The organism is Paenibacillus terrisolis, from assembly GCF_056171975.1.
This window is the reverse complement of the sequence record NZ_JBKFGG010000015.1, coordinates 241,901-267,819: the sequence shown is the minus strand read 5'-3', so window position 1 is coordinate 267,819 and position 25,919 is coordinate 241,901. Positions and strand designations below refer to the sequence as shown.

General features: G+C 53.4%; 20 protein-coding genes. 12 read left to right on the top strand and 8 right to left on the bottom strand.

What is annotated here, in order from left to right:
* Nucleotides 1-336: 336 nt before the first annotated feature.
* Nucleotides 337-1,734 (top strand): helix-turn-helix domain-containing protein, encoded by a 1,398-nt coding sequence (locus ACI48K_RS14710; protein ID WP_475028344.1) that lies wholly within the window; start codon nt 337-339, stop codon nt 1,732-1,734.
* A 257-nt stretch (nt 1,735-1,991) separates the two neighbouring features.
* Here ACI48K_RS14710 and ACI48K_RS14705 read toward each other — a convergent pair whose 3' ends face one another.
* Complete coding sequence (locus tag ACI48K_RS14705) at nt 1,992-2,543, bottom strand: methylated-DNA--[protein]-cysteine S-methyltransferase (RefSeq protein WP_475028343.1); 552 nt, start codon at nt 2,541-2,543, stop codon at nt 1,992-1,994.
* A gap of 41 nt (nt 2,544-2,584) precedes the next feature.
* Nucleotides 2,585-3,163 carry a bifunctional transcriptional activator/DNA repair enzyme AdaA gene (locus ACI48K_RS14700; protein WP_475028342.1) on the bottom strand — a complete coding sequence of 193 codons (579 nt, stop codon included), beginning with the start codon at nt 3,161-3,163 and terminating at the stop codon, nt 2,585-2,587.
* A 145-nt stretch (nt 3,164-3,308) separates the two neighbouring features.
* Here ACI48K_RS14700 and ACI48K_RS14695 point away from each other — a divergent pair, with 145 nt between their 5' ends.
* Nucleotides 3,309-4,259 carry a DNA-3-methyladenine glycosylase family protein gene (locus ACI48K_RS14695; protein ID WP_475028341.1) on the top strand — a complete coding sequence of 317 codons (951 nt, stop codon included), beginning with the start codon at nt 3,309-3,311 and terminating at the stop codon, nt 4,257-4,259.
* Nucleotides 4,260-4,670: 411 nt separating this feature from the next.
* Here ACI48K_RS14695 and kduD read toward each other — a convergent pair whose 3' ends face one another.
* Genes kduD through kduI form a run of 3 tightly spaced genes read right to left on the bottom strand, consistent with a single transcriptional unit; the run spans nt 4,671 to nt 7,081 of the window.
* The gene (kduD, locus tag ACI48K_RS14690; RefSeq protein ID WP_475028340.1) at nt 4,671-5,423 is read right to left on the bottom strand and encodes a 2-dehydro-3-deoxy-D-gluconate 5-dehydrogenase KduD; all 753 of its coding nucleotides are present in this window, start codon (nt 5,421-5,423) and stop codon (nt 4,671-4,673) included.
* Nucleotides 5,424-5,452: 29 nt separating this feature from the next.
* The gene (locus tag ACI48K_RS14685) at nt 5,453-6,214 is read right to left on the bottom strand and encodes a DeoR/GlpR family DNA-binding transcription regulator (protein ID WP_475028339.1); all 762 of its coding nucleotides are present in this window, start codon (nt 6,212-6,214) and stop codon (nt 5,453-5,455) included.
* A gap of 33 nt (nt 6,215-6,247) precedes the next feature.
* Entirely contained in the window at nt 6,248-7,081 is an 834-nt protein-coding gene (gene kduI / locus ACI48K_RS14680) for a 5-dehydro-4-deoxy-D-glucuronate isomerase (RefSeq protein ID WP_475028338.1), read from the bottom strand.
* Nucleotides 7,082-7,272: 191 nt separating this feature from the next.
* Here kduI and ACI48K_RS14675 point away from each other — a divergent pair, with 191 nt between their 5' ends.
* The 8 genes from ACI48K_RS14675 (at nt 7,273) to ACI48K_RS14640 (ending at nt 19,149) form a co-directional block, all read left to right on the top strand.
* On the top strand, nt 7,273-8,937 hold the full coding sequence (locus tag ACI48K_RS14675) for a hypothetical protein (protein WP_475028337.1): 1,665 nt from the start codon (nt 7,273-7,275) through the stop codon (nt 8,935-8,937).
* Between the two features lie 142 nt (nt 8,938-9,079).
* Nucleotides 9,080-10,660: a glycoside hydrolase family 43 protein gene (locus tag ACI48K_RS14670; protein WP_475028336.1), complete on the top strand. Its 1,581-nt coding sequence runs from the start codon at nt 9,080-9,082 to the stop codon at nt 10,658-10,660.
* 272 nt (nt 10,661-10,932) lie between these two features.
* Complete coding sequence (locus tag ACI48K_RS14665) at nt 10,933-12,519, top strand: response regulator (protein ID WP_475028335.1); 1,587 nt, start codon at nt 10,933-10,935, stop codon at nt 12,517-12,519.
* Between the two features lie 9 nt (nt 12,520-12,528).
* Nucleotides 12,529-14,307: a cache domain-containing sensor histidine kinase gene (locus ACI48K_RS14660; RefSeq protein ID WP_475028334.1), complete on the top strand. Its 1,779-nt coding sequence runs from the start codon at nt 12,529-12,531 to the stop codon at nt 14,305-14,307.
* A gap of 171 nt (nt 14,308-14,478) precedes the next feature.
* Complete coding sequence (locus ACI48K_RS14655; protein WP_475028333.1) at nt 14,479-15,816, top strand: ABC transporter substrate-binding protein; 1,338 nt, start codon at nt 14,479-14,481, stop codon at nt 15,814-15,816.
* A gap of 23 nt (nt 15,817-15,839) precedes the next feature.
* The gene (locus tag ACI48K_RS14650; protein ID WP_475028332.1) at nt 15,840-16,766 is read left to right on the top strand and encodes a carbohydrate ABC transporter permease; all 927 of its coding nucleotides are present in this window, start codon (nt 15,840-15,842) and stop codon (nt 16,764-16,766) included.
* On the top strand, nt 16,766-17,602 hold the full coding sequence (locus tag ACI48K_RS14645) for a carbohydrate ABC transporter permease (RefSeq protein ID WP_475028331.1): 837 nt from the start codon (nt 16,766-16,768) through the stop codon (nt 17,600-17,602). Before ACI48K_RS14650 ends, ACI48K_RS14645 begins: the two co-directional genes overlap by 1 nt.
* A gap of 101 nt (nt 17,603-17,703) precedes the next feature.
* Nucleotides 17,704-19,149 (top strand): glycosyl hydrolase family 28 protein, encoded by a 1,446-nt coding sequence (locus ACI48K_RS14640; protein WP_475028330.1) that lies wholly within the window; start codon nt 17,704-17,706, stop codon nt 19,147-19,149.
* Between the two features lie 65 nt (nt 19,150-19,214).
* On the opposite strand, the gene ACI48K_RS14635 is transcribed toward ACI48K_RS14640, so the two are convergent.
* A complete protein-coding gene (locus ACI48K_RS14635; RefSeq protein WP_475028329.1) occupies nt 19,215-20,324 on the bottom strand; it encodes a glycoside hydrolase family 88 protein in 1,110 nt (369 codons plus the stop codon).
* A gap of 107 nt (nt 20,325-20,431) precedes the next feature.
* Between ACI48K_RS14635 and ACI48K_RS14630 the strand changes: the two genes are divergently transcribed.
* Nucleotides 20,432-21,295, top strand: a complete 864-nt coding sequence (locus tag ACI48K_RS14630; protein WP_475028328.1) for a helix-turn-helix domain-containing protein — start codon at nt 20,432-20,434, stop codon at nt 21,293-21,295.
* 519 nt (nt 21,296-21,814) lie between these two features.
* Here the strand turns inward: ACI48K_RS14630 and ACI48K_RS14625 are convergent.
* Together ACI48K_RS14625 and ACI48K_RS14620 are read right to left on the bottom strand one after the other, a co-directional pair.
* Complete coding sequence (locus tag ACI48K_RS14625) at nt 21,815-22,495, bottom strand: ThuA domain-containing protein (protein WP_475028327.1); 681 nt, start codon at nt 22,493-22,495, stop codon at nt 21,815-21,817.
* 189 nt (nt 22,496-22,684) lie between these two features.
* Nucleotides 22,685-23,854 (bottom strand): Gfo/Idh/MocA family protein, encoded by a 1,170-nt coding sequence (locus ACI48K_RS14620; protein ID WP_475028326.1) that lies wholly within the window; start codon nt 23,852-23,854, stop codon nt 22,685-22,687.
* A gap of 294 nt (nt 23,855-24,148) precedes the next feature.
* On the opposite strand from ACI48K_RS14620, the gene ACI48K_RS14615 reads away from it, so the two are divergent.
* A complete protein-coding gene (locus tag ACI48K_RS14615) occupies nt 24,149-25,852 on the top strand; it encodes an alpha-1,3-galactosidase-related protein (RefSeq protein WP_475028325.1) in 1,704 nt (567 codons plus the stop codon).
* Nucleotides 25,853-25,919: the final 67 nt, after the last annotated feature.

Genomic DNA, 25,919 nt, shown 5'->3' with positions numbered 1-25,919 from the left:
CATAAAAAAAGGCCAACCAGAAATTCTGGCTAACCTGATAATACGAAGACCGCTATTTTAAGTGTCGGAGGGATGCGGTGTTTTTGGACGTCGTTGACCAGACAATTTGTTTTAACGCATCCTCGAAGTCGATCCGGCACATGGCAGCGATCTGGAAGAGTTTTTCTGCCCTGTTGTTATGATAAGTTTTATAGAGTGCCTCAAAAGTCATCTGTGATGGCTTTTGAGGCACTCTCTTTTTTTGCCGACGAGCCTATAGAAAATAATTGACCACTCGGTCTCATTTTCGTATAATGTGTAAAAATATAGGAGAAATCATCGGAGGAGGGAGCTGGATTGACGACTTTATTGACGATCCAATCTGTGATCGCAAAACAGATTGAGAGCCGGGGTTTTTCGCTGCACAGCTTTTCCCGGCGGTCCGGAATCAACCGGGGCACGCTCAGCGCCATTTTAAACGGCAATCCTCCCAAACCGATGTCCGTCGGACAACTGGATCTTATCACGGAAGCCCTGGAGCGGCCGGCAGGATACTATTATCCTTTGTACGCCGAAGATTGCATCGATTCCGGGCATCCGAACCGGCGGCGGCTTCGCTCATTCCTGCTGCGCTGCGCCGAAATCGGCGAGCTGGATTGCATCGGGAAAATACTCTCAAGACTAGTTGATGATCTAACCAACATTCCGATGATTTTTTCGATCGGTGAAGAGCTTTACGGGATTGGCAACCACCCAGCTGCCTTGCTGTTCTACAACTGCGTGAACGAAAGTGAGAAATACCAACATTCCGAAAGGCTGGCGATCAGCCAATACCGGCTGTTTCTTTTGTCGCTTGGGGATGACGCCGAGATGAATTTTCGGGCAGCGACCCGGTTTGAGCCTTACCGTAATCGCTTGCCCGAGGATTATCAACTGGACGGGCTGCTGCATCTGGCAAACGTCTATTTCTCCTTGCGAAAATGGGAGCAAGTCATTTCTTTTTCCGATGAATTAAGGAGTCTTTCGGGAAAGGTCTACCGCAATTATGAGAGGGCTTACGCTCAGTCCCGTCGTTTGGAATTGAGAACGGAGCGTCACCTCGTTGTGTATTATGGGCAAGGCTTTTTGCTCAAAGGCGCGGCTTTGGAACATCAGGGCAAATTCGCGGAAGTGGACGAATTCATTAGAGGTTATGCCGATCTGAGTTGGTTTAAGGGGCTTGATGAGACCGGGTTCATGGAAGTGGAGAAATTCAAAGTCTGGGCCAAAGCCAACAAATACAATTTGGAGGTTTGGGCCGGAAATCGGTCCGTTATCCCGGAATATATTCAATTGCTAAAGGAGCATCCGTACGAAATTTTGCCAAGTCTGCAGGTCATTTTGCATGCGGCTAACGTAAACGATTTCTTTATCGATGAATTTTTATGTGAATTTCAGATTGATCAGAGTCTATATAATCAGAACAGCAACTACTATTTCTCCGTAGTCAATAAAGATCGTTATCTGGATTTGTGTTACCAGCTCGCTATCTACGCTTTCCGAAAAAAGGATATTTTGGAAGGTTTGGAGAAGCTTATTTATGCTCTCAAATATTCGGTTTCGCTTAACAACAAGGAGCATTTTATGAGAATCGTCCCGTTATTTGAGAAGTACAGAACCTTTGCCGCCGAAGAGCAACTGAAGGAGTATGGAATTTTGATGAAGGAGGTGTTAGAACATGCGGAAGTGGATTTTGGTTTTTCTGTTCGTCATTAGTTTAGGCGCGGGAATCACGGAGTCGATTGCTCAACCTGGTACCATGACGACTTTATCCAATGGGGTAGGGGGCTGATGGCTGACGGATTTTGCGCAATCTTTGCGACTTTAAAATATAGGCCGGGCATGCTGCGGCATGGTCCGGCTCTTTTTGCTGCCGTTTGCGGCAAAGCGGGAGATAGCAAAAGGCTTGATCCAATTCGAGGAATGATCGAAAAGGGATCAAGCTTTTTTGAATCAGGCCAACTCGGCAGGTTTTATTCAGCGATGATACTTGCTTCGGCGGCTGCCGCTTCCAGCCCCAGCAGCTTCGTTTTCATTTCAAGTCCGCCGCGGTAACCGGTAAGAGCGCCATTCTTACCGATGACCCTATGGCAGGGAACTAAGGCCAGCAGCGGATTGGCCCCGATGGCGCTGCCGACGGCGCGAACCGCAGCCGGTCTCCCGATGAATTCCGCCACTTGCGAATACGTCCGTGTTTGTCCGTAAGGAATTTGGCAAAGCGCGTTCCACACGGCAAGCTGAAACGGCGTACCCTTAAGATCCATCGGAATCGTGAAGCTCTGCTGCTCCCCTTGGAGAAATCTTTTCAGCTCCGCGGCATAGGGAGCAAGAAATTCATCGTTTGGTTGAAGCTCGTTTTCCGGATACCGCTGGCGGGCCCAGGCCTCAAGTTCGTCGAAACCTTTGCGGTCGGAGCCGACAAAACACAGGCCCCGTTCCGTGGCGGCGAGATAAATACTCCAGTCCTTATCGGAAAAAAGCGTCCAAAATACGGTTTGCTCCGGGGTGTTTCCAGCTGTTTTCATAAGTGTCCAGCTCCTTCTGTTATTTTTACGCAACGCGGCTTTTACGGTTGCGGATGGTTCCGATGCGCTTCGCGGTATTCTTTTGGCGTTATACCTGTGTTGCGTTTGAATAACGTAATAAAATAAGCGGCGCTGCCGATGCCGACACTCTCCGCAATATCCCCCATCGCTTGCTTCGAGTGAACCAGCGCATCTTTGGCCTTGTCGATCCGAATTTCGGTGATATATTCCGCCGGCGTCACTTTCATCACGCGTTTGAAGGTGCGCTGCAAGTGGTACGGGCTGCCGTGGCATATGTCCGCCAGCTCGTCCAGCGTCAGTTTTTCGCTATAGTGGCTCTCAATATATCGGGCGATCAGCGAAGCCCATTCGTCGTCGGGCAGCGCCATCCCCGTCGGTCTGCAGCGTTTGCACGGGCGGTAATGGGCGCCAAGCGCATCCTCGGCCGTGGCAAAAACACGCGCATTTTCGAATTTTGGCGGCTTGGATTTGCAGGAGGGACGGCAAAAGATTCCCGTACTCGCCACCGCGTAATAGAATCGGCCGTCGTAAGCGGCATCGTTTTGGATAATGGCTTGCCATTGTTCTTCGTTTGGCGCTTGCTCTTTCGGGCTTGACATCGTTATCGCCTCCATCAACAGTATAACCTTCCCTGAAGGCTTCCGTCATGATTTCCGAATGGAACAGCAAGATCGCGAAATGATTGGACTGTGGATTCATGTTAAAACTAAATAGTACGGCAGAATGAAAAAGCGAGGTTTAACTATGATTATAGATGGGGCATCCGGCGGAGCATCCGCGAAGCCGTGGGAGGAGCGGGACGGCGTGATATTCTTGGCCGTTCCCGATGAGTTCAGCTTTCGGGAAAATCTTAAGTATTTATCCCGTTCGGATAATGAGTGTCTGTTCGAAATCAGAGACCGGCGGTTATATAAGGCGATCGAAGCCGAGGGGCATGTCTCCGTGGTAGAGATCAGCTGTGATTCGGATCGGGAGGTGAAGATCGTGTTTCTCGGGAATACGGCGCCGCCTCGCGAAACGCAGCGGGAAGCCGTCGCGAGATATGTCCGGGACTGGTTCGATATGGACCGGGACCTGCGGCCCTTTTACGAGATGGCGGGGAAGGATCCGCTGCTGCGGGGCGCGGTAGATGCTTTTTTCGGGCTGCGGAACATGGGCATTCCCGATCTGTTCGAGGCGCTGTGCTGGGGCATCCTTGGACAGCAGATCAACCTGGCCTATGCCTATACATTAAAACGGCGGCTTGTCGAGCGTATCGGCCGGTCGGTCGAATGCGAAGGCCGGCGCTACTGGCTGTTTCCAAAGCCGCAGGATATTGCCGGGTTAACCGTGCACGATTTGGAGAGTCTGCGCATGACCGTCAAAAAAACCGAGTATTTGATTGACGTTGCCCGGCGCGTGGCATCCGGAGAGCTGAGCAAGGAGCGGCTCCTTGATAGCGGCGGCTGCAAACAGGCGGAGAAACAACTGGTAAGCATTCGCGGCATCGGGCCCTGGACGGCGAATTATGTGCTGATGCGCTGCCTGAGAATGCCGGATGCCTTCCCTATAGACGACGTTGGATTGCATAATGCGATCAAGTACGTGTTAGGGATGGAGCGGAAGCCGACCAAACCGGAAATTCAGAAGCGATCCGCCGGATGGCAGGGCTGGGAGTCGTACGCGACTTTTTATTTGTGGAGAATTTTGTACTAGCAGATCGGACCGGAAATAACGTGGGTCCAGCTGTTGGTGGTACCTCCATGGCTAAGGGTGCCCCATAAAAATGGCGGAAAATTATGGTCTTAATATCCGGATTCCAGCGTGCTCCTCATCAATAGGGGAATTTATGGGCCTTATTTTTGGGCAAACGGTGCAAAAAGCAGTCATTTCCCGGCAATTTGAGAAAATGGCGCCCCCCATGTCCTCTATTTCACGCAAAACGATGGATATCGCCCCAATAGCGGTATTTTTGTCCCTTATATATTCGTCATGCTCACGTTATTTCAGGGACCTTCCGCTAGAAAAACAGCTTTCTTCTAGCCCGGACGAGCGGGAGGAAGAAAGCTGTTTATACTAACTCGGCAATTGCCGAGAGCAGCCGGAGACATTGCCTCCCCAGCTTTCTTATCTGGCCATCCAGCCGCCGTCGACGCACAGAATGTGTCCGTTCAGGTAGTCTGCGGCCGCGGAGGCCAAGAATACGGCCGGCCCTTTCACATCATCCGGCGAACCCCAGCGGCCGGCCGGAATCCGCTCGGTAATCGCCGCGGTGCGTTCCGCGTCGGCGCGGAGCGGGGCCGTATTATCGGTCGACATGTACCCGGGGGCAATGGCGTTCACCTGGATGCCGCCGCCGGCCCACTCGTTGGCGAACGCTTTGGTCAGTCCGGCCACGCCGTGCTTGCTGGCCGTGTATCCTGGAACATTGATTCCGCCTTGATAGGAGAGCATGGAGCAGATGTTGATGATTTTGCCGCTGCCTCTCTCCAGCATATGGCGTCCGGCGATTTGCGAAAGCAGGAACACCGTGCTCAGGTTCAGATTAATGACGTCGAACCAATCCTTTTTGCTGTGATCCTTGGCCGGGGTGCGGCGGATAATCCCGGCATTGTTGACCAGAATGTCGATATGCCCGGTCAGCTTCAGCGCCTCGTCAAACGTCTCCTGGAGCTTGCCGTGATCGCCGAGATCGGCGATGATCTCCGCGGCTTTTCTCCCCAAGGCGGTGATCTTGCTTACCGTTTCAGCGCTGCCGCCGATGGAAGCGCTGACGACGTCCGCGCCGGCTTCGGCCAGCCCGAGCGCTATGCCTTGTCCGAGGCCGCCAGAGGCTCCCGTCACCAAAGCGGTTTTTCCCGTTAAATCAAATAGCTTCATAGAATGCACTCTCCCTATATTAATTACCGTTATTTCGTTTCAAAATCGATCGTCACGCCGGATGGCTCAAACTGGCGAGCCATGTCGGCGGACAGCCCTCGGTCCGTGATGATCCGCTTGAGTTCGCCAATGGAGGCGAAGGTTCTGAGCGCGGTCTGGCCGAACTTTTGGTGATTCATGACCGCGATCGCTTCATGCGCGGTTTCGATCAGAGCCCGCTTAAAGCCGATCAAATCGCCGGTATAAATGGATAATCCGTGGTCGGGGTGGATGCCTGTCGCCGATACGAACGCTTTTTGGATGTTAAGCTGCCGCACATATGCCGCCGCTTCGGGGCCGGCCAGCATATTGCGGACCCGATAACCGCCCGGAACGACGAGGCGGATCTGGTCCTTGGCCGCCAGTTCGCCGATGATGTACACGTCGTTGGTTACGACGGTAAGCGTCCGATTCTCCAGCCGCCGGGCGATTTCCAGCGTGGTGCTGCCGCCGTCCAGCGCGATGATGTCTCCCGCTTCGATCAGCCGGAGCGCCTTGCGGGCGATTTCGGCTTTTTCCTCCGCGTGTTTGGTCAGCGGCTCCTTGTTCGGCAAAATTCCGAATTGGTCGCTTTGCGCCAGCACCGCTCCGCCGTGGACGCGGACGAGCAGCCCTTGCTCTTCCAGCTTGGCGAGATCCTCCCGGATCGTTTTGCCGGTAACCCGCAATTTGTCGCTTAACTCCGCGACCGTCACTTCTTTGTCGGTCAGCAGAACCTCCATAATTTTCTCGTATCTGCGAATCTGACTCATCGGTATCCTCACTTTTCCATCAAGGTTTTGCTTTTATTTTAAATCCTTCATCGCCACGGCGTCCATGTCCCCGTAAGCCTTGTTATCGCCGGCCATGCCCCAAATAAACGTATAATTGCTTGTGCCGACCCCGCTGTGGATCGACCAGCTCGGCGAAATGACCGCCTGCTCATTGCGGACAACGATATGGCGGGTTTCTTCGGGTTCACCCATCAGATGGAACACGACCGCTTCTTCGGGGAGATCGAAATACATGTAGGCTTCCATGCGGCGCGGATGAACGTGAGCGGGCATCGTATTCCACATGTTGCCGGTTTTAAGCTGAGTCATGCCCATAACGAGCTGCGAGCTTTGGATGCCGTTTGCGTGAATAAGCCGATGGATCGTCCGTTCATTGGAGTTTTCGATCGAGCCAAGCTCCCCGGATTCCGCTTCGGCCAGCGTTGTTTTCACCGTTGGGAACTCCTGGTGCGCCGGTGCCGAATTCAAATAGAATTTCGCCGGCTTGGCCGCGTCTTTGCTGGTGAAAATCACTTCCCGCGAGCCTTTCCCGACGTACAAGCAGTCTCTGTTGCCCTGCTCGTACGAGGTCCCGTCGACAGTGACGAGTCCCGGACCGCCTATGTTAATGACGCCAAGCTCGCGCCGTTCCAGGAAAAAAGCGACTCCCAGCTCCTTCAAGTCCGTTTCAAGCTTGACCTCTCTTTGCACCGGGGCCGCGCCGCCGATAATCAAGCGGTCTTCATGCGTAAGCACAAGCTCCAGGCGATCGGGGGTAAACAGCACGGGAATATGAAATTCCTTGCGCAGACGATCCGTGTCGAATGATTTGACATCGTAAGGATGTGAGGCATATCGACGTTCCATAAAATGAACCTCTTTTCTTTTGTTTATTTATGTGCATAATGTTTATATGTATTCACTTTAATTCTTTTATGTTCATTTAGCAAGCCAAAAACAAATTCTTTCCGAAGATAGAAGTGGAAGCATCGTCTTTAGCGGAACGTCGGATCGTAGTAGGATGAGGGGACGGATAACGGATACGGAAAGGAGTTCATATGAGTTCTTATCGGGAAAGAATGGGGCAAATTATTCGGCAAGCGGCTGTCTGCGCTTGGCATCAACCGCTCTTAAGCAGCGGATTATGGTTTCACGGAGACATCAGGGACAATTTTTATTATGCGTCCTGCTTGTTCGCTGCCGCGGTGGATTTGGCGGAAGAGCCGCTTTTTGACCGGCAGGAAGGCCGGCGGTTGGCCGAAGAGGTGCTGCTTCGCGTTTTGCGGCTGCAGGACAACGGAAAGAAAAGCTCAATGTATGGGCATTGGCCGTTGAATCTGGAGCCGGAACCGGGCGCGGCGCAGCCGCATGTTTTGCCGGTGGAACTGATGGGCTCTTTGATGGTTTTTTTTCTGGAGACTTATGGGCGGCAAATGAGTGGAGAACTCGCACAGCAATTTGAGGCGGCGCTCGAACATGTGTATTGCGGCGCGCATTTTCGTAAACCGCTGCGGGACTACGGCCATCACGAAGCGAAGTATACGGCCTCGAAGCTGATTTTCGGGCAGCGCTATGCGGACAAAGCGTTGTTTGCGGAAGGAAGAGACAGTCTGAAGCGCACCTTGGAGAAGATCCGCCGGGAAGGCATGGCCGAATACGGCAGCCTGCCATGGTTCTGGCATTGGATACAGGCCTTCACCTGCGCTTGGGCACTGGTGGAGCATACTGGCGTAAAAGCCGAGCTTGCCGAAATGTTGGACTATCTATGGAATGTCAGGTCAAGCTATTATTTGCGCGGAGCCTGGGTCGGAGCACGTTCCCGCGAATGGCCCCATGATGCTCCCAAAGATGCAAACGTCCTTCACGATTATGTGCAGTTTGGCGATTTTTCACTGCCGGAAGAGATGCCACGCACGGAATATGCCGGCTTTCTGTTTTACGAAGCCCCAGAGTCTGTCCGGCGTCAAGCCCTTGAACGGTCGCAGCCGGTCGAACGATGCAAAGCAATCATAAGGGACATCGGCGGGGAGAAACAAAAGCTTCACTCTTACGCCTATATAACGGAGCAGTTTGCCGCCGGCGGGATGTGGGAAAGGGTAAAGGAATTCGACAATGAGCAGCATCGCTGGCTGTTCAGCTTGCCTGTGCGCAGCGGCGGAAAAGGAAATCAATTATACTTTTTTCATCCCGGCGAAGGATACCTTAACTCGGGGGACGACCCCCGCCATCAGAGTGAATGGACGGAAGTGCTGTTTCGCAGAAATGTGGTCATGGCGCTTTATCCCCTGTCGGAAAACGTGCCGAATACGGTCATCGGAGTGCTACCTGAAGGAGAGTGGTCGTTTTTATCGAAGACGATCATCGGTAAGGCGGAAGATGTTTATTTTGCCGTATTTGTTTCAAGCGCTTATTCGATCCGGCAGCGCGAAGGGTATATTTCGGTGGCGTGCAGCGGCCGGAATACCGGCGTCGTCGTGGAAGCGGTAGGCGTAACCGAAGCCCAAAGGCGGGGGATCACCGGCTTGAAGGATTTCGCCCTTGCCCTGTCGGGCCGGCAACCGGCATTCTCGGGCGGCGGAGATAACGATCCCGGGGAGCTTAGCGCCGTTTATGTTTCCTACGCCGAAGGAGAAGAAATAGCCTTGAGCGTGAAAGGTCCCGGGCGCCAAAGCGAACCGCGGATTGGCGGCAAAGTTCCGTCTTTTGCTCATTATGCGATATAGATCGGTCCGGTTCCTCGATCCTTGGACTAAAGCTTAAAAAGCCGGCGTTTTCGCTTAAAAAGCGTCATTCAAGCCGTCCCGGAAGGCCGCTACAATAAAAGATATGCCGGAAGACTGGCAATGTATCGGAGGGAAAAGGGATATGAGGAACATTATTAACCCTGTGCTGAGAGGATTTAATCCGGACGCTTCCATGATGAGGGTGGAGGACGATTACTATCTTGCCACCTCTACCTTTGAATGGTTTCCGGGCGTGCAAATACACCATTCCAGGGACCTTGCGCATTGGCGCTTGCTGACCCGTCCCCTGAGCAGGGTTTCGCAGCTCGACCTTCGCGGGACCCCAAGCTCGGGAGGCATCTGGGCGCCGGCTTTGACCTACGACAACGGCGTCTATTATTTGATGGTCACAGACGTGAAAAATCGGAGCGGCGTATATAAAGACCTGCACAATTATCTGCTGATGGCCGAGGATATCGAGGGACCGTGGTCGGAGCCGATCTACCTGAACAGCAGCGGGTTTGACCCGTATTTGTTCCATGACGACGACGGGCGAAAATGGCTTCTCAACATGAAGTGGGACTTTCGCAAAGGGAAGAACCGGTTTGCGGGCATCGTGCTGCAGGAGTATTCGCCGGAGCTGCGGCGGCTCGTCGGACCGGTTCACCGGCTCGCGGTTGGAAGCGATCTTGGCGTCACCGAAGGTCCTAACCTGTTCAAACGGGACGGCTGGTATTACTTGTTGCTCGCCGAAGGCGGGACAGGCTGGAACCACGCCGCCACGCTGGCGCGCTCCCGGCGGATTACAGGCCCCTACGAAACGGATCCGGACTATCCGCTGATAACAACGGTAAACGACCCGGACTATCCGCTGCAAAAAGCCGGCCACGGCGCGGTGGTCGAAACGCAAAACGGGGAATGGTACATGTCCTATATTTGCGCGCGTCCCTTGCCCGGCCGCAGATTATGCCCGCTTGGCCGTGAGACGGGAATCCAGCGGCTGGAATGGACCGAGGACGGCTGGCTGCGTCTAGCCGGAGGCGGCCATTTGCCGCAGATTGAAGTGCGGCCTCCCAAGCTTCCGTCCCATCCGTTTCCGGCACAGCCGGAAACGGATCACTTCGACGAGCCGGAGCTTGGCATCCGGTATCAGACGCTTCGGGTTCCGGCGGACGGCGAATGGCTCAGCTTAACCGAACGGCCGGGATTTTTGCGGCTGCGCGGCCGGGAATCGCTGGGCTCCCTGTTCCGGCAAAGCATGGTGGCGAGAAGGATGGAGCATTTTGTTTGCGAAGCGGAGACCTGCGTGGAGTTTGAGCCGGAGCATTTTGGGCAAATGGCGGGACTGACGTTGTATTACGACGAACGCGATCACTTCTATTTGCGGATTAGCCATGATGAATCGCTGGGCAAACATGTGGCGCTTATCGTTTCCACACAGGGGAACTATGATGAACCGGAAGGGGCCATCCTGCCGACGGCAGACTGGAAACGGGTCTATCTGAAAGCGGTCATTCGCTTCGGATCCGTCCAGTTCGCCTGTTCTCCAGACGGCAAGAGCTGGACCAACGTCGGAGAGCCGCAGGATTTAGGCCAACTTTCCGACGAATACGGGGGTAAGCTGGGATTTACCGGCACTTTTATCGGTTTATGCGTTCAGGATTTGTCCGGGACGAAACGTCGTGCGGATTTCGATTACCTGCGTTATTCCGGCGTCAATTAACCGAAGCCTAAATCCGCTGGAACTGCCTGATCAAGCCGCCTAAGCGTCAGAACCTTGACGTTGTTGGGCGGTCTTTTTTTTGTCCCCTCCGCCTGCTCCGAACCTTGCTTAAAAAAGTTGACACCGGTCTTAAAAAACTTTCATTATGCCGGAAGACCCCCCATGTTACAGTTAAGATTAACGAGGCTGTTGTATAATTAAGTGCAGTTTGGTTTCAGTCCATGCCAGCTCAGGCAACCTACATGGTGAAGAATGGTGAGGAGGAACACGGCATGCAATTAAGGGTTTTATTGGCCGACGATGAGCCGGTGATCTTGCGGGGATTAAAAAAACTGATTTCCTGGGAGGAACTGGGGCTTGCGATCGTTGGGGAGGCGAGCGACGGGAACGAGCTCAGGCAGCTGATCCGCGACTGCCGCCCCGACCTGATTATCAGCGACATCAGCATGCCCGGCTGCAGCGGAATCGACATTATCCGGGAAATTCACGAAAACTACCGGCAGATGAAGGTAATCTTCATCAGTGCATACCAGGAATTCACTTATGCCCACCAGGCTATTCAGTACGGGGCGCTTGATTATCTGGTCAAACCGGTGAATAAAAAGCATCTGGAAGAGGTCGTCGGCAAAGCCGCCGCATTAATCCGAGAGGAGAACGAAGGGGAACGGGCAAAGGAGATGCTGGACCATTACGAACGGAAGAACCGGACCGTTACCATCGAGGAACTGCTGGACGGCTTGATGGACGGGGACAAGCGAAACGCTCCGGAGTTGATCGCCCTGGGGGCGGTTTCGGTTAGCCGTTTCACCGGCGTATGCCTGCTCGAAACGGATGAAGAAATGGGCGGAGGTTCCCGCTGGGAGGAAAGGGAACGCAAGCTGGTTCATTTTGCGCTGAACAATATCATGAAAGAAACGCTTGAAAGCCGCGGCGACTGTCTTTTGTTCCATAAAGAAGGAAGGTTCGGCGTATTGCTGCAGTACGAGAGACCCGGGGAACCTCGCCAATTGGCCGAAGACCTTCACGGGAAAGTCACCGGCTTTTTGAAGCTGAAGGTTTCCGTCGGAATCGGCGAAACGGTCTCGGGCATGGAAGCGGCTGACGATTCGTACCGTTCTGCTTTGGAAGCGCTTAAAATGAAGTATTTTGCCGGTTTGAACCGGATCATTGAGGCAGACTTCACCGCCGGGGCTTCGGCTGACGCGCCGCAAAAAGTTCTGGAACTGCAGGCGGGATTGGCGGGCGCTTTGACCTCGCAGAACAAAGAGGAGCTGCTTCGAATCACGGACGAGCTGCTTGAGGCGATCGGACTGCAGGCGGGGAGCAGCAAGCAGCTCGCCGTAAGCCACGTTTACAACGCGGCCGTGCTGCTGGAACGGGAAATGGCGGGATACGGCATCGAAGTTTGCCGCGACCGGGGGGCGCTTTTGGATAAATTGTCGCGTTTTGCTACCTTCGAGGATGTTCGGGCCGAGTTTCATTCCCTTGTTCGGCTGGCCCGGGAACAAATCACGCGTAAGCTGGCGAATAAGGAGATCGCCCAATTGCAGCGCATCAAAGCTTATATGGAAGAGCATTACGCCGAGAACATCACGCTGGAGTCGATGGCCGCTCTGATCTATATGAATCCTTATTATTTCAGCAGCTTCTTTAAAAAGCACACCGGGAAAAACTTCAAGCAATACCTGACGGAGGAACGAATGAAGCATGCCATCCGTTTGCTGCTGGAAACGGATTTGATGATTTACGAAATTTCGGAGCGCGTCGGCTATAACAATGCCCGGCATTTCAGCGACATGTTCAAAAAGCTGTACGGCAAGCTGCCGCAGGAATTCAGGCAGTCGGCCGGCGCAGAATAGGGAGCCGCCATGCGTTTGCGAAGCAGAAAGTCTACCGGCATCTTCGTCAAATTCGCCTCCTCCTTTATTTTGGTCGGGCTGATTCCCCTGTTTGCGCTCAGCTTGTTTTCGGTTAACGCATTTACGGGTTATGTGGAGCGGTACACGACGGCCAATCTGCGCCAGATGGTGCTTTATATGAGTTATAACCTGAACTCGGCCTTCGACCAGTACAACGAAGTTTCGAAGCTGATGTACACCGGTAAATACGAAGGTTTTACGGATAGCTCCAGTCAAAACCAGACCTATAATGTTAACGATCTGGAGCAAATCAACAATATTCCGATCGACTCGTTTTTGAAGACCGTGCTTTACAGCGATACCTATATCAGCAGCGTGATCTTCGTAAGGAATAAGGATGGGAAGATGTATTATCAGGAGAAGGAAAACAGGGGGCTTGATACGGAATTGCTTCCCTATCCGGAGTGGAAGCGCCAAATGAGCGATGCCCCCTCCAAAGTGGCGATCTTCCCTACCCATGCGGCCGATTATTATTCGACCTCCCGGCGGAAGGTGTTTACCGTTGGCCGCAATCTGATCGACACCTCCGGCAAAGTTACCGCCAAACCGAAAATCGTCGGCACCTTGTTCATCGACGTCGACGAAGGCTTGTTCAGCCATTTCTTCAAAGAGCTGAACCTGGGAACGAACGACGAGCTTTATCTGCTCGACGGGAACGGACATTTTTATTTTAGCAGCGCGGAGCTGTCCTCGGCCGACGCCGCGTCGATCGCGGAAAAATCGGAAAAAGGCATGATGAAAATTTCCGAGCCCATCCCGTTTCTGAACGGCAGCTTGACGGCCCGGATTCACAGAGAGTCGCTGTTCGAGCAGCTGCTGTCGGTTCGCATGACTATTTTTATCGCCATCGGTCTATGCTCCATCGCGCTCATCGTGATGGGAACCTTGTTTTCCAGACGGCTGTCCGCCCCGATTCTTACGCTGATGAAGCAAATGGCCAAGGTGGAGTCCGGAAACCTGGAAACGCGGGTGGAGGTCCGCAGCAACGATGAGCTTGGCCGGCTTGGCTACAGCTTCAACCGGATGGTCGATCGCCTGAAAACGTATATCGATGAGGCCTACGTCGCGCAAATCAAGCAGAAGCAGACGGAATTAAACGCGCTCAAGAGCCAGATTCGGCCGCATTTTCTATACAATACTCTTGAAGTTATCCGAATGAGCGCCGTGGATAAAGACGACGATGAAGTCGCCGACATGATCCTTTCCTTGTCCAATCAGCTTAAATATGTGATCGATTACGGCGAGGAGAAAACCAGCCTGCGCAGCGAGCTGGACAACCTGAAGGACTACTTTTACATCATTTCGGTCCGCTACGACCAACGCTTTGAATTCGGCTGCGAGATTGCGCAGGATGTCGATTTGAATTGGCAGATTTTGAAGCTCTCCCTGCAGCCGATCGTCGAAAATGCGATACAGCACGGCCTGAAGCAAAAAGGCAAAGGCACGGTGGGGCTTACGGCGGAAAAACGCGGCCTTGACCTCGTGATTTCCATTTACGATGACGGCGTAGGCATGGAAAACGAGATGCTGGAGCGCATGAACCGCTTGCTGAGCGATCCCGAGGCTCCCGGAAAAAACGTGGGGCTCAAAAATGTCCATGAACGGATCAAATCGGTATTCGGTGAAAGATACGGGCTGGAGATCAATAGCCGGGAGCATGTCGGCACGTCGGTCATACTTACTTTCCCCATTACGGAGGATACCGTCATGGAACGAACGGAAGACTGATCTTCCGTTCGTTTTTTTCTTAAAACAGGCGCATGCGGCGCTTAAAAAAGTTCATTCAGTTCGAATCGGCCAAATGCTATGCTTGATCACAAGGAAACGCTTCCAGTTCGATGATGCGCACATCGTTCACGAGTTTCCGGGTCAGAGGACAAAAGGGAGGTTACCTAAAAAATGGTTGGAAAAACATGGTTGAAACTTTCTACGCTGATACTCGCGGCATCGATGACGTTAACCGCATGCGGAGGAAATTCCGGAGGGAACGCTTCGAATGCGCCCGCTTCGGGCAACAACGGAAACGCCGCTCAGGCCCCCAAGGAAGTCAGCTTCACGATCGGTTATGCTTCGGGAGATCCGGCAACGAAAAAAGCGATTGCCGATACGGTGAAAAAATTCATGGATGCGAATCCGAATATAAAAATCAACGATTTGAGCGAAACGACTTCCGCGGCGTATCTGGATTGGCTGAAAACGAAGGACGCGGTCGGCGAGTTCCCGGATCTTGTGGAAATGCGGGATACCCAAGTGTTTGCCGACGCGGGCAAGATCGTTGAACTGCCGTCCGATCTGCTGGATTTGTTCAAGGACCCGCCTAAGGTGGAGGGCAAAGTATGGAACGCTCCGATGCAGGTGAACGCTCCGCAAGGGATCATTTACAGCAAGAAGGCGTATGAACAAGCGGGCATTACCGAGCTCCCCAAAACGTACGACGAATTTTTGACGATTCAGGAGAAGCTGAAGGCCAGTGGCATTTCGCCGATTGTGGTCGGCGGCAAGGATATTTTCCATATGGGCTTCTGGGTCAACAAATTCCTGATTGACGATGTGTATGCCCAGGACCCGGACTGGAACTCGAAACGCACGGCGAAAACCGTGAGCTTTACCGATGCCAATGTCGTTCAGGCGATGACGGATTATAAGGATTTGTTCCAGAAGTACGTGGATAAAGGCTGGATGAGCACGGCCGATAACCAAACGGCCTCCATGCTGGTTTCCGGCAAGGCGGCGCAGTTGTATTCGGGAACCTGGATGTTCACGCAAATCGCGGAGGCCGATCCAAGCTTCGAATTTGGCTTCTATCCGATCCCGGACCGCGAAGGCAAAGTAAATGTGGTCGGTTTGCCGTCTCCGGCCGGCTGGTCGATTTCGACGGACGCCTCCAAGGACGCGGATAAGACGGAAGCGATCAAGCAGTTCATCCGCTTCTTCTTCAAGCCGGAAAACTATTCGCAGTATTTGGCCAGCATCAACGCGATTCCTTCGACCAAAGAGGAAGTGACTTATGAGACCAGCGAGCAAATGAAAACCGCGCTCGATCTGATGAACGACCCGAATGTGACAAAATCGCTGGCCATCAACAACTGGTGGGGCGAAAACCAAATTCCTCCGCAGTTCCGCGACTGGTATTACAAGCTGCTTCAGGAACTTGTCATTAAAAACGGGGATGTCATGGATTACATGAAGCGGGCGGACACGGAGTATGACAATCAAGTAAAAGCAAACGCAATGTAAGGAAATCAGGAGGGAGAGATACTATGGCTGCACCTGCCCTTCATGTAGGTAGACCGCCGGCTGCCGTTAAAAAGAAGAAAAAACGGCAGCTATTCGCCTTATATTTCATTCTGCCGTCTTTTCTTCTGTACACCCTTTTCGTCATCGTACCGACGGCAGGCAGCATATATTACAGCTTTACGTCCTGGGACGGGATCAGCACGGACATTCGTTTTATCGGACTTTCCAACTTTCTGGAAATCTGGAACAGCCCACGGGTCCATAATGCCCTAAAGAACACGTTGGTCTTAACGTTCAGCCTCGTCATTCTAGAGAACGCGTTTGCGATTTTGCTCGCGATGATGGTCGATAAAGTACGCTGGCTGAGCAAAATATTCCGCAGCGTCTTTTACTTCCCGACCCTGCTGAGCGGGATCGTCATGGGGTTCGTATGGGCAATGATGCTGAACTACAACTTTGGCGTGGTTAACCAATTGCTGAGCAAGGTCGGACTCGGCTCCTTTACGGTAGATTGGCTCGGCGATCCGAAGTATGCCATGCTGGCCATCATTTTATCCACCGTCTGGAAAGGCGCCGGATACTATATGATCATCTATCTGGCGGGTCTCCAGAGCATTCCGCAGGAATTAAGCGAAGCGGCCAGCATCGACGGAGCAAACGGTTGGCAGCAGTTCCGCCGCATCACGTTTCCCCTGCTGGCCGGCTCGGTGACCGTCTGCATGGTGCTCTCCATGATCAGCGCCCTGAAAATCTTCGACCAGATCGCGGTCATGACGGACGGCGGTCCCGGTTTCGAAACCGAAACCTTGACCTATCTCATCTACAAGGTCGGTTTCGGCGAGCTGCGGCAAGGTTTCGGCACGGCGCTGGCGATGGTGCTGTTCCTCATTATTTTGATCGTTACCGTATTCCAGGTGAAGGTCCTTCAGAAGCGGGAGGTCGAAATGTGATGACTCAGAAAACACGCAAGCTTTGGGTCGATGTCGGCATTTTGGCAGTAACGCTCGTTTTGGCGATCCTGTTCTTTTTTCCGATCTTCTTCAATATCATGTCCGCGTTCAAGAGCAATGCGGAAATCATGAAGGATGCGGTGGCTTTTCCGAATTCGCTGTACCTGGAGAGCTTCAAGTATCTGCTAACGGAAACCAATTATCCGCGAGCGATCCTGAACAGTTTGATTCTGACGGTCATCTCCATTTTGTTTCAGGTGCTGTTCATCCCGATGGCGGGGTACGCTATTCAGCGGCGGAATGCGAGATGGACGAGACTTATGTTCGTGTATTTCCTGGCCGGGATGATGATCCCGTTTCAGGCTTACATGATCCCGCTGTTTAAAGAACTGAAGACGCTGGGACTTTACGGCAGTCTGGCGGGACCGATCATGATTTACGTCGCCGGTTCGGTGGGCTTCGGCAGCCTGCTTTTTTCCAGCTTCGTAAAGGGGATTCCCGGCGAGATCGAAGAAGCGGCGGAAATCGACGGCTGCTCCCGGGTCAGAATCTTCTGGAACATCGTGTTCCCGCTGCTTGGCCCGGTGACCGCCAGCATGGTTGTGCTTAACGGCTTGGGAATCTGGAATGACTTCCTGATGCCGATGCTTGTTCTTCCTTCGGGCCAACCAAAGACAATGGTCGTGGAAATCTACCGTTACATCGGAGAGTTCTCGTCGAGATGGGACATGATTTTTGCCGGCACGACGATGTCCGTCGTTCCCGTGCTGCTCGCGTTCGTCTTTCTGCAGAAATATTTCGTAAAAGGCATCGCGGCAGGGGCCATGAAAGGATAAGAAAGCTGCCGACGTGATTCGGGGGCATCGAAACGTAAACAACCTGCCGGAATTCTTACGGCAGGTTGTTTGTTAATGGGAAAGAAGGAGCTGAAGTTTATATGGGTCAAATACAGATATATTCACTGCCCGGAGAGATTCCGCGGCGGGAGGATTTTCGGGTGCGCGTTCGTCCGGCCGCAGGGGAGTGGCTGGCGCTGGACGTGTGCGAGGTAAAGGTGGATATGCATCAGGTTCGCGCGGCCTCCCTGGTTTCGTTCGACATGGAGGGTCCGGTGGAGGTAGAGGTGGAGTGCGTGTACACGGATGTTTTATCCGCGGAAATTCGCCCGGTCTCCCGGAACATCCAGGCGGAGCAGCGAGGAAGAACGATCCGTTTTGCTATGGAGAAGCCGCAAAAGCTGTCCGTTGAAATTAACGGCGACCGGTTCCGGAATTTGCATTTGTTCGCCAATCCATTGGAGGAGGACGTTCCTGATCCCGAAGCGCCGGAGGTGCTGTGCATCAAACCGGGAATTCACCGTCCGCAGGATTTGCTGAGGTTGTTGGAAGCGAAGGAAGCGGGAGAAGGACGTCCGCGCACATTGTATTTTGCCCCGGGAATGCACTTTATCGAAGAGGTCGTTCTCCGGCTACCGTCGTCCACCAGGGTCTACTGTGCCGGCGGGGCGGCCATCGCCGGTTCTTTCGTTTGCGAGCGGGTTCAAAACGTGGACATTCGCGGGCGCGGAATGATCTATTTGGCATCGTTTCACCGTTTTTCCGCTTTCCGGGGAATTCGCGTTGTTTTCTCCCGGAACGTGCGCGTCGAGGGGCTGACGGTAGTGGATCCGCCGCATTACAGCATCTTTCTCGGCCAATCGGAACATATCCGAGTTACGAATTTCAAATCGTTCAGCACGCGCGGCTGGTCCGACGGCATCGATATGATGTCCTGCCGCGACGTCGGCATTCGAGACGTATTTATGCGGAATTCGGACGATTGCATCGCGATTTACGGATCCCGTTGGTATTTCCGCGGCAATACGAGCGAGGTGTCCGTCAGCGACAGCGTGCTGTGGGCCGATGTCGCCCACCCGCTAATGATCGGCACGCATGGGGATCACGAGCATGAAGGGGACGTAATCGAAAATATCAGATTCGTGAATATCGATATACTGGAGCATCACGAACCCCAGGAAAATTACTGGGGAGCCATGGCGATCAACGCCGGCGACCGGAATATCGTCCGCAACGTGACGTACGAAAATATTCGCGTCGAGCCATTTGAGCTGGGCCAACTGCTGGATATCCGGGTCGCGTGTAATCCCGATTATAATCCGGTTCCGGGTACGCGCGTCGAAAACATCACGTTCAAAGATATCTCTTACCGCGGTGCCGGCGCGAAACCGCCGCGGATTTACGGGTACGACGAGCGGCGGATCGTTGACGGTGTTTCGTTCATTGATCTGCGCATCAACGGGCAGCTCGTCCTCTCGGCCGAGCAGGGAATGTTTGAGCTTAACCCGCATATTCGCCGCATCACATTTGCCGAGGGCCAAGCCTAACCGGCAAATGAGGCGCCTCCCCTTCCGCCGGATGGAGGAAGGAGGGACGCCTCATTTTTTGCGCTCTAGAAAATCCGGTGCTTCCAGCCGTTTAACTTGGCGACGGCTTCGACATAATAGTAGTCTCCGAAAATGAGGCCGCCGTCGATATAAGAGTTGCCGCTTCCCGTTGCGTGCAGCAGGATCGGATCGAAATCGGGCAGGTCCCAAGTCGCGTAATGTTCGGTTAGCGAACGAAGCATCCGTTCGGCCGCGCTTTGGTACATGGATTTTTCGCCGGCCGGAACGATTTCGGCGAGCTCAAGCAGCCCGGATGCGGCGATCGAGGCCGCGGAGCTGTCGCGAGGCTGGCCGTCCAGGGTTTCCAGGCGGAAATCCCAATACGGGACATAGTCGTTCGGGAGCGCCGCTATGAAATAATGGGCGATCTGTTTCGCCGTATGCAGGAAACGCTCGTCTCCGGTATAGCGGTACATGTTCGCGAATCCGTAAAGTCCCCAGGCCGTCCCGCGGCTCCAGGTCGAGTCGGCCGACAGGCCTTGTCCGCCAAGCGATTCGATGAACGCGCCGGTCTCCGGATCAAAGGACAAGATATGCTTGGTGGAACCGTCGTTCCGGATGCCGTATTGAATCGTCGTTTCGGCGTGAGCGATGGCGATATGCTTGTAGCGCGGATCACCGGTGACCTTGGAAGCCCAAAACAGCAGGGAAACATTCATCATGCAGTCGATGATCGCCCAGCCGTGTTTGTCATCGTTCCAGGCTCGGATGAACCGTCCGACGGGATTGTACCGTCCGGCCAAATAATTGGCCGCTTCGATTCCCCGCCGATACCCGTCCTCATAGCCGGTCAACGCGTTTTTGATGACGGCGGTGGGCAGAAATTGAAAGCCGACGTCATGATGCAGTCCTTCGGTCGACTTAACGAACCATTGTTCCAGTACTTGATCGTAAGGCCAAGCTTCCTCCTTGTATTTTTCGTTTCCGGTCAATTCGTACATGATCCACAGCATCCCCGGCCAAAATCCGGTGGTCCAATAATCCGAATCCATGTTTTCGTATTGTCCGTCTTCACCCGCAAAATGCGGACATTTCCCGGAGATTTTTTCTAGTTTTGATTGCAGCTTGCGGTCGATCTCCGATAGCGTTTCTTTCCAGTATGCCGTTGTTTCCATACTATAACCTCCCAGAAGATTTGCCCCCAGTATATCGTTTTTTGGCGTCCGGAAGTTATAATGGAATATGCAGAAATATAAATATTTTGTCCTATTCGGGAGGAGACATGAAGCGGATATTCGAACCCGTCGTTTTTGGCCACAAACAGCTGTCCTGGGATTACGGCTTGCGTACGGAACGCAATTTCAAAGGATATTATCATTGGCATCAATGCTGCGAGCTGCTGTTTGTACACGCGGGAAAAGGGACGGTTGTCGTAGGAGGGCAAACGTATGCCATCCGGCGGGGCATGCTGTTTTTTTTCCAGCCGTTTCAATTTCATCATGTCCACGCGGAGGTGAGCGGCGACACTCCCTATGTCCGCTCGATATTTTACGCCGATCCGCTGCTGATCGAGAAACTGCTGCTCCCCTTTCCGCAGCGTCTGGCGCTGTTTCATCAGCTGTGGCAAGGGCAAAATCCGGGGCAGGGGTTTGATTTATCCGGTCATGCCGGACAGATGGAATGGATTTACGGAGCTTACGACGAGGCGCGAAAAAGCGGGCGCGGCGAAGAAAACGAGGAGATTGCCACGCTTATGCTTCAATTGCTGAATTGTTTGCTTTCCGCGGGGGCGGGGCCGGAATTGGCCCATAGCGATGCCCGGGCGCTCAGGCACTCGGAGAGAGTCATGCGTTGGATCGAAGCAAATTTTCAAGGGGAGGTTACGCTGGAGCGCCTTGCCGAGGAGACACATTTGTCGAAGTATTATGTATCGAGGATTTTCCGCCTGGAGACCGGGAGCACCATTACGGATTATTTAACCGCCCGCAGGATTAAGCAAGCTTGCCGGCTGCTGGAAACGACGGAACTTCCCGTGGAGCAAATCGCCAGCCGGGCCGGTTTTGAGGGAGCTTCGTATTTCATCCAGCTATTCAAAAGAGTGATCGGCACGACGCCGCTAAAGTACAGGAATCTGAACCATGGTTAAACAAGATGTTCAGAACATATAAATCATGCAAAGGAACTGTAGATGTCTAGGGGCGGGGGCTGAACGAGGTTGTCCTGGCCTGGAATCAACAATAAACGGCAAAAGGCGATTTCTCGAATAGCGGTATAAAATGGCCTTATTTCACTACGAAACCGTATTTTCCTAAAAATAACGGTGCAAAATGGCCCTATTTTCAGCAAAACGTCCAAAACCAAGTGAAAAAGGAGCTCTTCTGAAGAAATAAGGCCATAAAACGGCGCTATTCATTCAGAATGAGGCTCCCCAGTGGAAATAAGGCCCCAAAAGACTGCTATTTCAAGTGTCGGAGAATTTGGCGTTTTGGGACAGCGTTGACCGGACCAGCCAATTTGTTCTAACGCAAATCCTCGAAGTCGATCCGGCACCCCGGCAGCGGTCTGGCAGGGTTTTTCTACTCTGTTTTGATAAGCTTTATAGAGTTAATTTTATGTCCGGGGCGGAGATCGATGGTTCAGAAATCAATGAATCCATTAAACCCGGTCATACACGTTTTAAAGCTGCTTCTTTGCCTTCGGCCGCCCACAGCATCCCCCGGATCATGAGTTCTTTGACCTCCGGCATGTCCATGATATCGGCATGATGCCCGAGCGAATTGTAATAGACTCGCCCTACGCCCCAGCGTTTGGTCCAGACGACGGGCATGTCGACGGCTTTGTTTAGCCGGTGAGGTCCGTCCGCTACGGGGAACCGGGTGGTCGCCAGCACTTCGACGGCCGGGTCGACATGGAGATAATACTGTTCCGATTTCACCGGGAAGTCGTTGATGCCTTCCACCAAGGGACTGGAGCTGTGCTTGATCTCCACTCTATAGTCCACCCCATCGTTTCCGGGATGGGCAACCCATTGGCCTCCGGTCATAAACTGCCACTCGACATTGCTGCGAAACGAGTCGCACATGCCTCCATGGCATCCGGCCAGGCCGGTGCCGTTTTGAACCGCCGCCGAAACGTTATCGACAAGCTCTTGAGCGATGTCCCCCATCGTCCATACCGGGACGATCAAGTCCAGACCGAGCAGCTTTTCGACATCCGCGAAGACATCCAGGGTATCGGCAGCTTCAACCGCGAATCGGCGCTCGCGCAAAATTCCGGCGAATCTTTCCGCCACTTGCTCGGGCTCGTGCCCGTCCCAGCCGCCCCATACAATCAGCGCTTTTTTCATATCCGCTTGCCTCCTTTATTATTTCCGAAAAAGGGCGCTGCGAGAAAAAATGGGGTTATGATCGCTGTTGCCATTGGATTGCATTGATGATACGTAACAAGTAATGGTGGCAATCCAATGGCAAAGGCGAACGCTTTCGCTTTACCGGCTCCCAATTTTTCTCTTTCGCTCCCGTTTCAGAATTATGAATTACATCTCCGATATATCCACCCAGCGGCGCTGCTCGATCGAACGCTCCACCGCTTCCAGTACGGCTTGGCATTTAACGCCGTCGCGGAAATTCGGCTGCGGTTGTCTTCCTTCTTCGAGCGCGCCCGCAAGCTCCAGCACCTCATGGATAAAGGTATGCTCAAAGCCCAGCGTATGTCCCGGCGGCCACCAGGCCTGAACGTATTCGTGCGCCGGATCCGTGGCGACCACGCGCCGGAAGCCTTGCACATCCTCAGCATCCGAGGTGAAATAAACCTCAAGCTCGTTCATCCGTTCAAAATCGAACTTAACGCTCCCCAGGCTGCCATTGATTTCAAAAGCGTTGGTCGACCGGTGGCCCGCGGCAAACCGCGTCGCTTCAAAGCTGCCCAGCGCTCCGTTTGCAAATCGCGCCAAGAACAGCGCGGCGTCATCAACCGTCACCGGTCCCCGCGGAGCGTCTTTGCTGCTCTTGGCGCTAAGCCCCGTCATATTCTCGGCGAGCGGCCGCTCCTTGATGAAGGTTTCGCTCATGCCGGTTACCTCGCGGATATCTCCGACGAGATAATGCGCCAAATCGATCAAATGCGCTCCAAGATCGCCCAGCGAACCCGATCCGGCAATTTCCTTCCGGAGTCTCCAGACAAGCGGAAAGTCAGGGTCGATGATCCAATCCTGCAGAAACCAGGCTCTGAAATGATAGATCGTGCCGAGTCGTCCGCTGTCGATCAGCTTTTTGGCAAGCCTCACCGCCGGAGAGAACCGGTAGTTGAAACCGATCATATGCGCTACGCCCGCTTCTTCGGCCGCCTGCAGCATCTCGCGGGAATCTTCCAATGTAAGCGCTAACGGCTTTTCGCAGAAAATATGCTTGCCCGCCTTCGCCGCGGCGAGGGCAATTTCTTTATGGGCGTCGCTCGGCGCATTAATATCGATCAGATCGATATCGTCCCGGGCAACGACTTCTTTCCAGTCGGTCGCCGCCTCTTGCCAGCCGAGAACGTTTGCGGCTTCCTGAACCGCCGCTTCGTTTCTGCCGCAAATCACGGACATCTCCGGCCCCAGCGCTTCGGGGAAAAACATCGGCAAAGTGCGGTAGGCGTTGCTGTGGGCTTTTCCCATAAACTTGTAACCTATCATTCCGATTCGCAGCTGCTGACTCACCTGCATCCCTCCATTACGATTTGAAGTGAAGTACACGCCTTCATTATAGAAAGAACCGGGGGTTCTTGCCAGCCCTGTCTCGCCGAGTATGCTTCGAAAGATTGATATATCTATAACTATTCGCCCGATTTGCTAGATATTCCGGAAATACGGGAATATAATTGCGGAGATGTACGGTAAAATCGGAAATTGTACCTCGAAATCCGTTCAAAAGGCGGTGAAATCAGAACAGGAAAAATGATAGTATAAATTTTATGGTAGACTCGCTTTTTATCCATCTGAGAGAGGACTGACTAAGTAATGACTAATACTGCAGACAAAAGCGGAGCTTCCGTACCGGCCGTGCTGAGGCTTACTGATTTTGGGGCGGTTCCGGATTCCAAGGAGGATGCGCTGCCGGCCATGCGTCTCGCCATTGAGGCGGCTGCCCGGACTTTAGGGCCGGTGGTGCTGGAATGCCCGAAAGGCCGGTACGATTTTTATCCGGCACATGCGGCGCGGGTTCCCTATTATATTACCAATACGACAAGCGAGATTGAGAACCCCGACATTACGAAAACCATCGGAATTTATCTTAAAAGAGTTCAGGATTTGACGATAGAAGGCTGCGGCTCTCTGTTTATATTCCATGGCAAGCAGACGATGTTTGCGATGGATCATTGCGAAAATATAGACATCCGTAATTTGGATACCGACTTTGAGCAGCCCACCGTAGTGGAAATGACCGTTGTCGGAAAAGGCGCCGGACATCTCGATGTCCAAGTGCACCCTGCCTTCGGGTATGAGCTGGACGGCAGAGGGGGGCTGCTTTGGGCAGGGGAAGGGTGGAAGTTCCTTGAGGGACCGATGCAGGAGTACGATCCGGCGCTTGGAACGACCTGGCGAATCGACAATTTCCTGGAGAAGGCGAAAAAGGCCGAAGAAATAGGGCCGCATCGCCTGCGGTTTCATTTCGACGCTCTGCCGGAAATCCCGGACGGGCATATCCTTCAAGTGCGGGACGGTATCCGCGATCAAGTGGGAGCTTTCGTGTACCGGAGCCGGAATATCGGCTGGGAAAACGTCGGGCTGCATTTCATGCATGGCCTTGGCGTCGTGGGTCAATTCAGCGAGAATTTGAGCTTCGAAAGAGTGAATATCGCCCCTCGCCCGGAAACCGGGCGTACGGTCGCCGCCTTTGCGGATTTCATCCATTTGTCGGGCTGCCGGGGGAAAATATCGATTGCGGACAGCCGTTTCATCGGCGGGCACGACGATGCGATCAACGTGCACGGAACGCATTTGCGGATCGTGGAGAAACCGGCTCCCAATCAGCTGCTGGTTCGGTTTATGCATGCTCAGACTTATGGATTTGATGCCTTCGTTCCGGGCGATGAGATTGATTTTGTGCGGAGAAACTCATTAGTCGCTTATGCCGGAGGCACCGTAAAATCGGCCGAACCGGTCAACCCCCGCGAAATCCTGCTCACGCTGGAAGATCCGGCTCCGAAAGATATCCGGCCCGGCGATGTCTTGGAGAATGTCACCTGGACGCCGGAAGTTGAAATTTTGGATAATTATTTTGCCGCCATTCCGACCCGCGGAATCTTAACGACAACGCGCCGCAAGGTTCTGATTGAGCGCAACCTGTTCGACAGAATGACGATGAGCGCATTCCTGATTGCCGACGACGCCGAAGGCTGGTATGAATCCGGCATGGTCGGCGATGTGGCGGTTTGCGCCAACCGTTTCGTCGAATGCGGCGGCAGCAGTCATCCGGTGATCCGCATCGCGCCGGAAAATACGGACATTCATTCGGATCGCCCCGTACACCGCAATATTCGGATCGAAAATAACCGGTTCGAAATCTCGCATGAAGCGCTCCTCAGCGCCAAAAGCACAAGCTTATTAAGCTTCGTCAACAATGAAATCGCCGCAGGATCAAACTTCAAATCGGAAGCGGATCTGCTTCATTTGGAAGCTTGCAGCGATGTGAAGGTTGAAGGCAATATACTCGAACGCTGAATCTTGAGCCGGGCTCCGTCTCCTCATTCCCCTTGGAATACTGGAAGGTTATTCCACATAGACTTGG

What these genes read in the sequence shown, in the direction of transcription:
- ACI48K_RS14705 (WP_475028343.1), bottom strand. Translation starts at nt 2,543, where the DNA reads ATGAAAACAGCTGGAAACACCCCGGAGCAAACCGTATTTTGGACGCTT.
- ACI48K_RS14700 (WP_475028342.1), bottom strand. Translation starts at nt 3,163, where the DNA reads ATGTCAAGCCCGAAAGAGCAAGCGCCAAACGAAGAACAATGGCAAGCC.
- ACI48K_RS14695 (WP_475028341.1), top strand. Translation starts at nt 3,309, where the DNA reads ATGATTATAGATGGGGCATCCGGCGGAGCATCCGCGAAGCCGTGGGAG.
- kduD (WP_475028340.1), bottom strand. Translation starts at nt 5,423, where the DNA reads ATGAAGCTATTTGATTTAACGGGAAAAACCGCTTTGGTGACGGGAGCC.
- ACI48K_RS14685 (WP_475028339.1), bottom strand. Translation starts at nt 6,214, where the DNA reads ATGAGTCAGATTCGCAGATACGAGAAAATTATGGAGGTTCTGCTGACC.
- kduI (WP_475028338.1), bottom strand. Translation starts at nt 7,081, where the DNA reads ATGGAACGTCGATATGCCTCACATCCTTACGATGTCAAATCATTCGAC.
- ACI48K_RS14675 (WP_475028337.1), top strand. Translation starts at nt 7,273, where the DNA reads ATGAGTTCTTATCGGGAAAGAATGGGGCAAATTATTCGGCAAGCGGCT.
- ACI48K_RS14670 (WP_475028336.1), top strand. Translation starts at nt 9,080, where the DNA reads ATGAGGAACATTATTAACCCTGTGCTGAGAGGATTTAATCCGGACGCT.
- ACI48K_RS14665 (WP_475028335.1), top strand. Translation starts at nt 10,933, where the DNA reads ATGCAATTAAGGGTTTTATTGGCCGACGATGAGCCGGTGATCTTGCGG.
- ACI48K_RS14660 (WP_475028334.1), top strand. Translation starts at nt 12,529, where the DNA reads ATGCGTTTGCGAAGCAGAAAGTCTACCGGCATCTTCGTCAAATTCGCC.
- ACI48K_RS14655 (WP_475028333.1), top strand. Translation starts at nt 14,479, where the DNA reads ATGGTTGGAAAAACATGGTTGAAACTTTCTACGCTGATACTCGCGGCA.
- ACI48K_RS14650 (WP_475028332.1), top strand. Translation starts at nt 15,840, where the DNA reads ATGGCTGCACCTGCCCTTCATGTAGGTAGACCGCCGGCTGCCGTTAAA.
- ACI48K_RS14645 (WP_475028331.1), top strand. Translation starts at nt 16,766, where the DNA reads ATGACTCAGAAAACACGCAAGCTTTGGGTCGATGTCGGCATTTTGGCA.
- ACI48K_RS14640 (WP_475028330.1), top strand. Translation starts at nt 17,704, where the DNA reads ATGGGTCAAATACAGATATATTCACTGCCCGGAGAGATTCCGCGGCGG.
- ACI48K_RS14635 (WP_475028329.1), bottom strand. Translation starts at nt 20,324, where the DNA reads ATGGAAACAACGGCATACTGGAAAGAAACGCTATCGGAGATCGACCGC.
- ACI48K_RS14630 (WP_475028328.1), top strand. Translation starts at nt 20,432, where the DNA reads ATGAAGCGGATATTCGAACCCGTCGTTTTTGGCCACAAACAGCTGTCC.
- ACI48K_RS14625 (WP_475028327.1), bottom strand. Translation starts at nt 22,495, where the DNA reads ATGAAAAAAGCGCTGATTGTATGGGGCGGCTGGGACGGGCACGAGCCC.
- ACI48K_RS14620 (WP_475028326.1), bottom strand. Translation starts at nt 23,854, where the DNA reads ATGCAGGTGAGTCAGCAGCTGCGAATCGGAATGATAGGTTACAAGTTT.
- ACI48K_RS14615 (WP_475028325.1), top strand. Translation starts at nt 24,149, where the DNA reads ATGACTAATACTGCAGACAAAAGCGGAGCTTCCGTACCGGCCGTGCTG.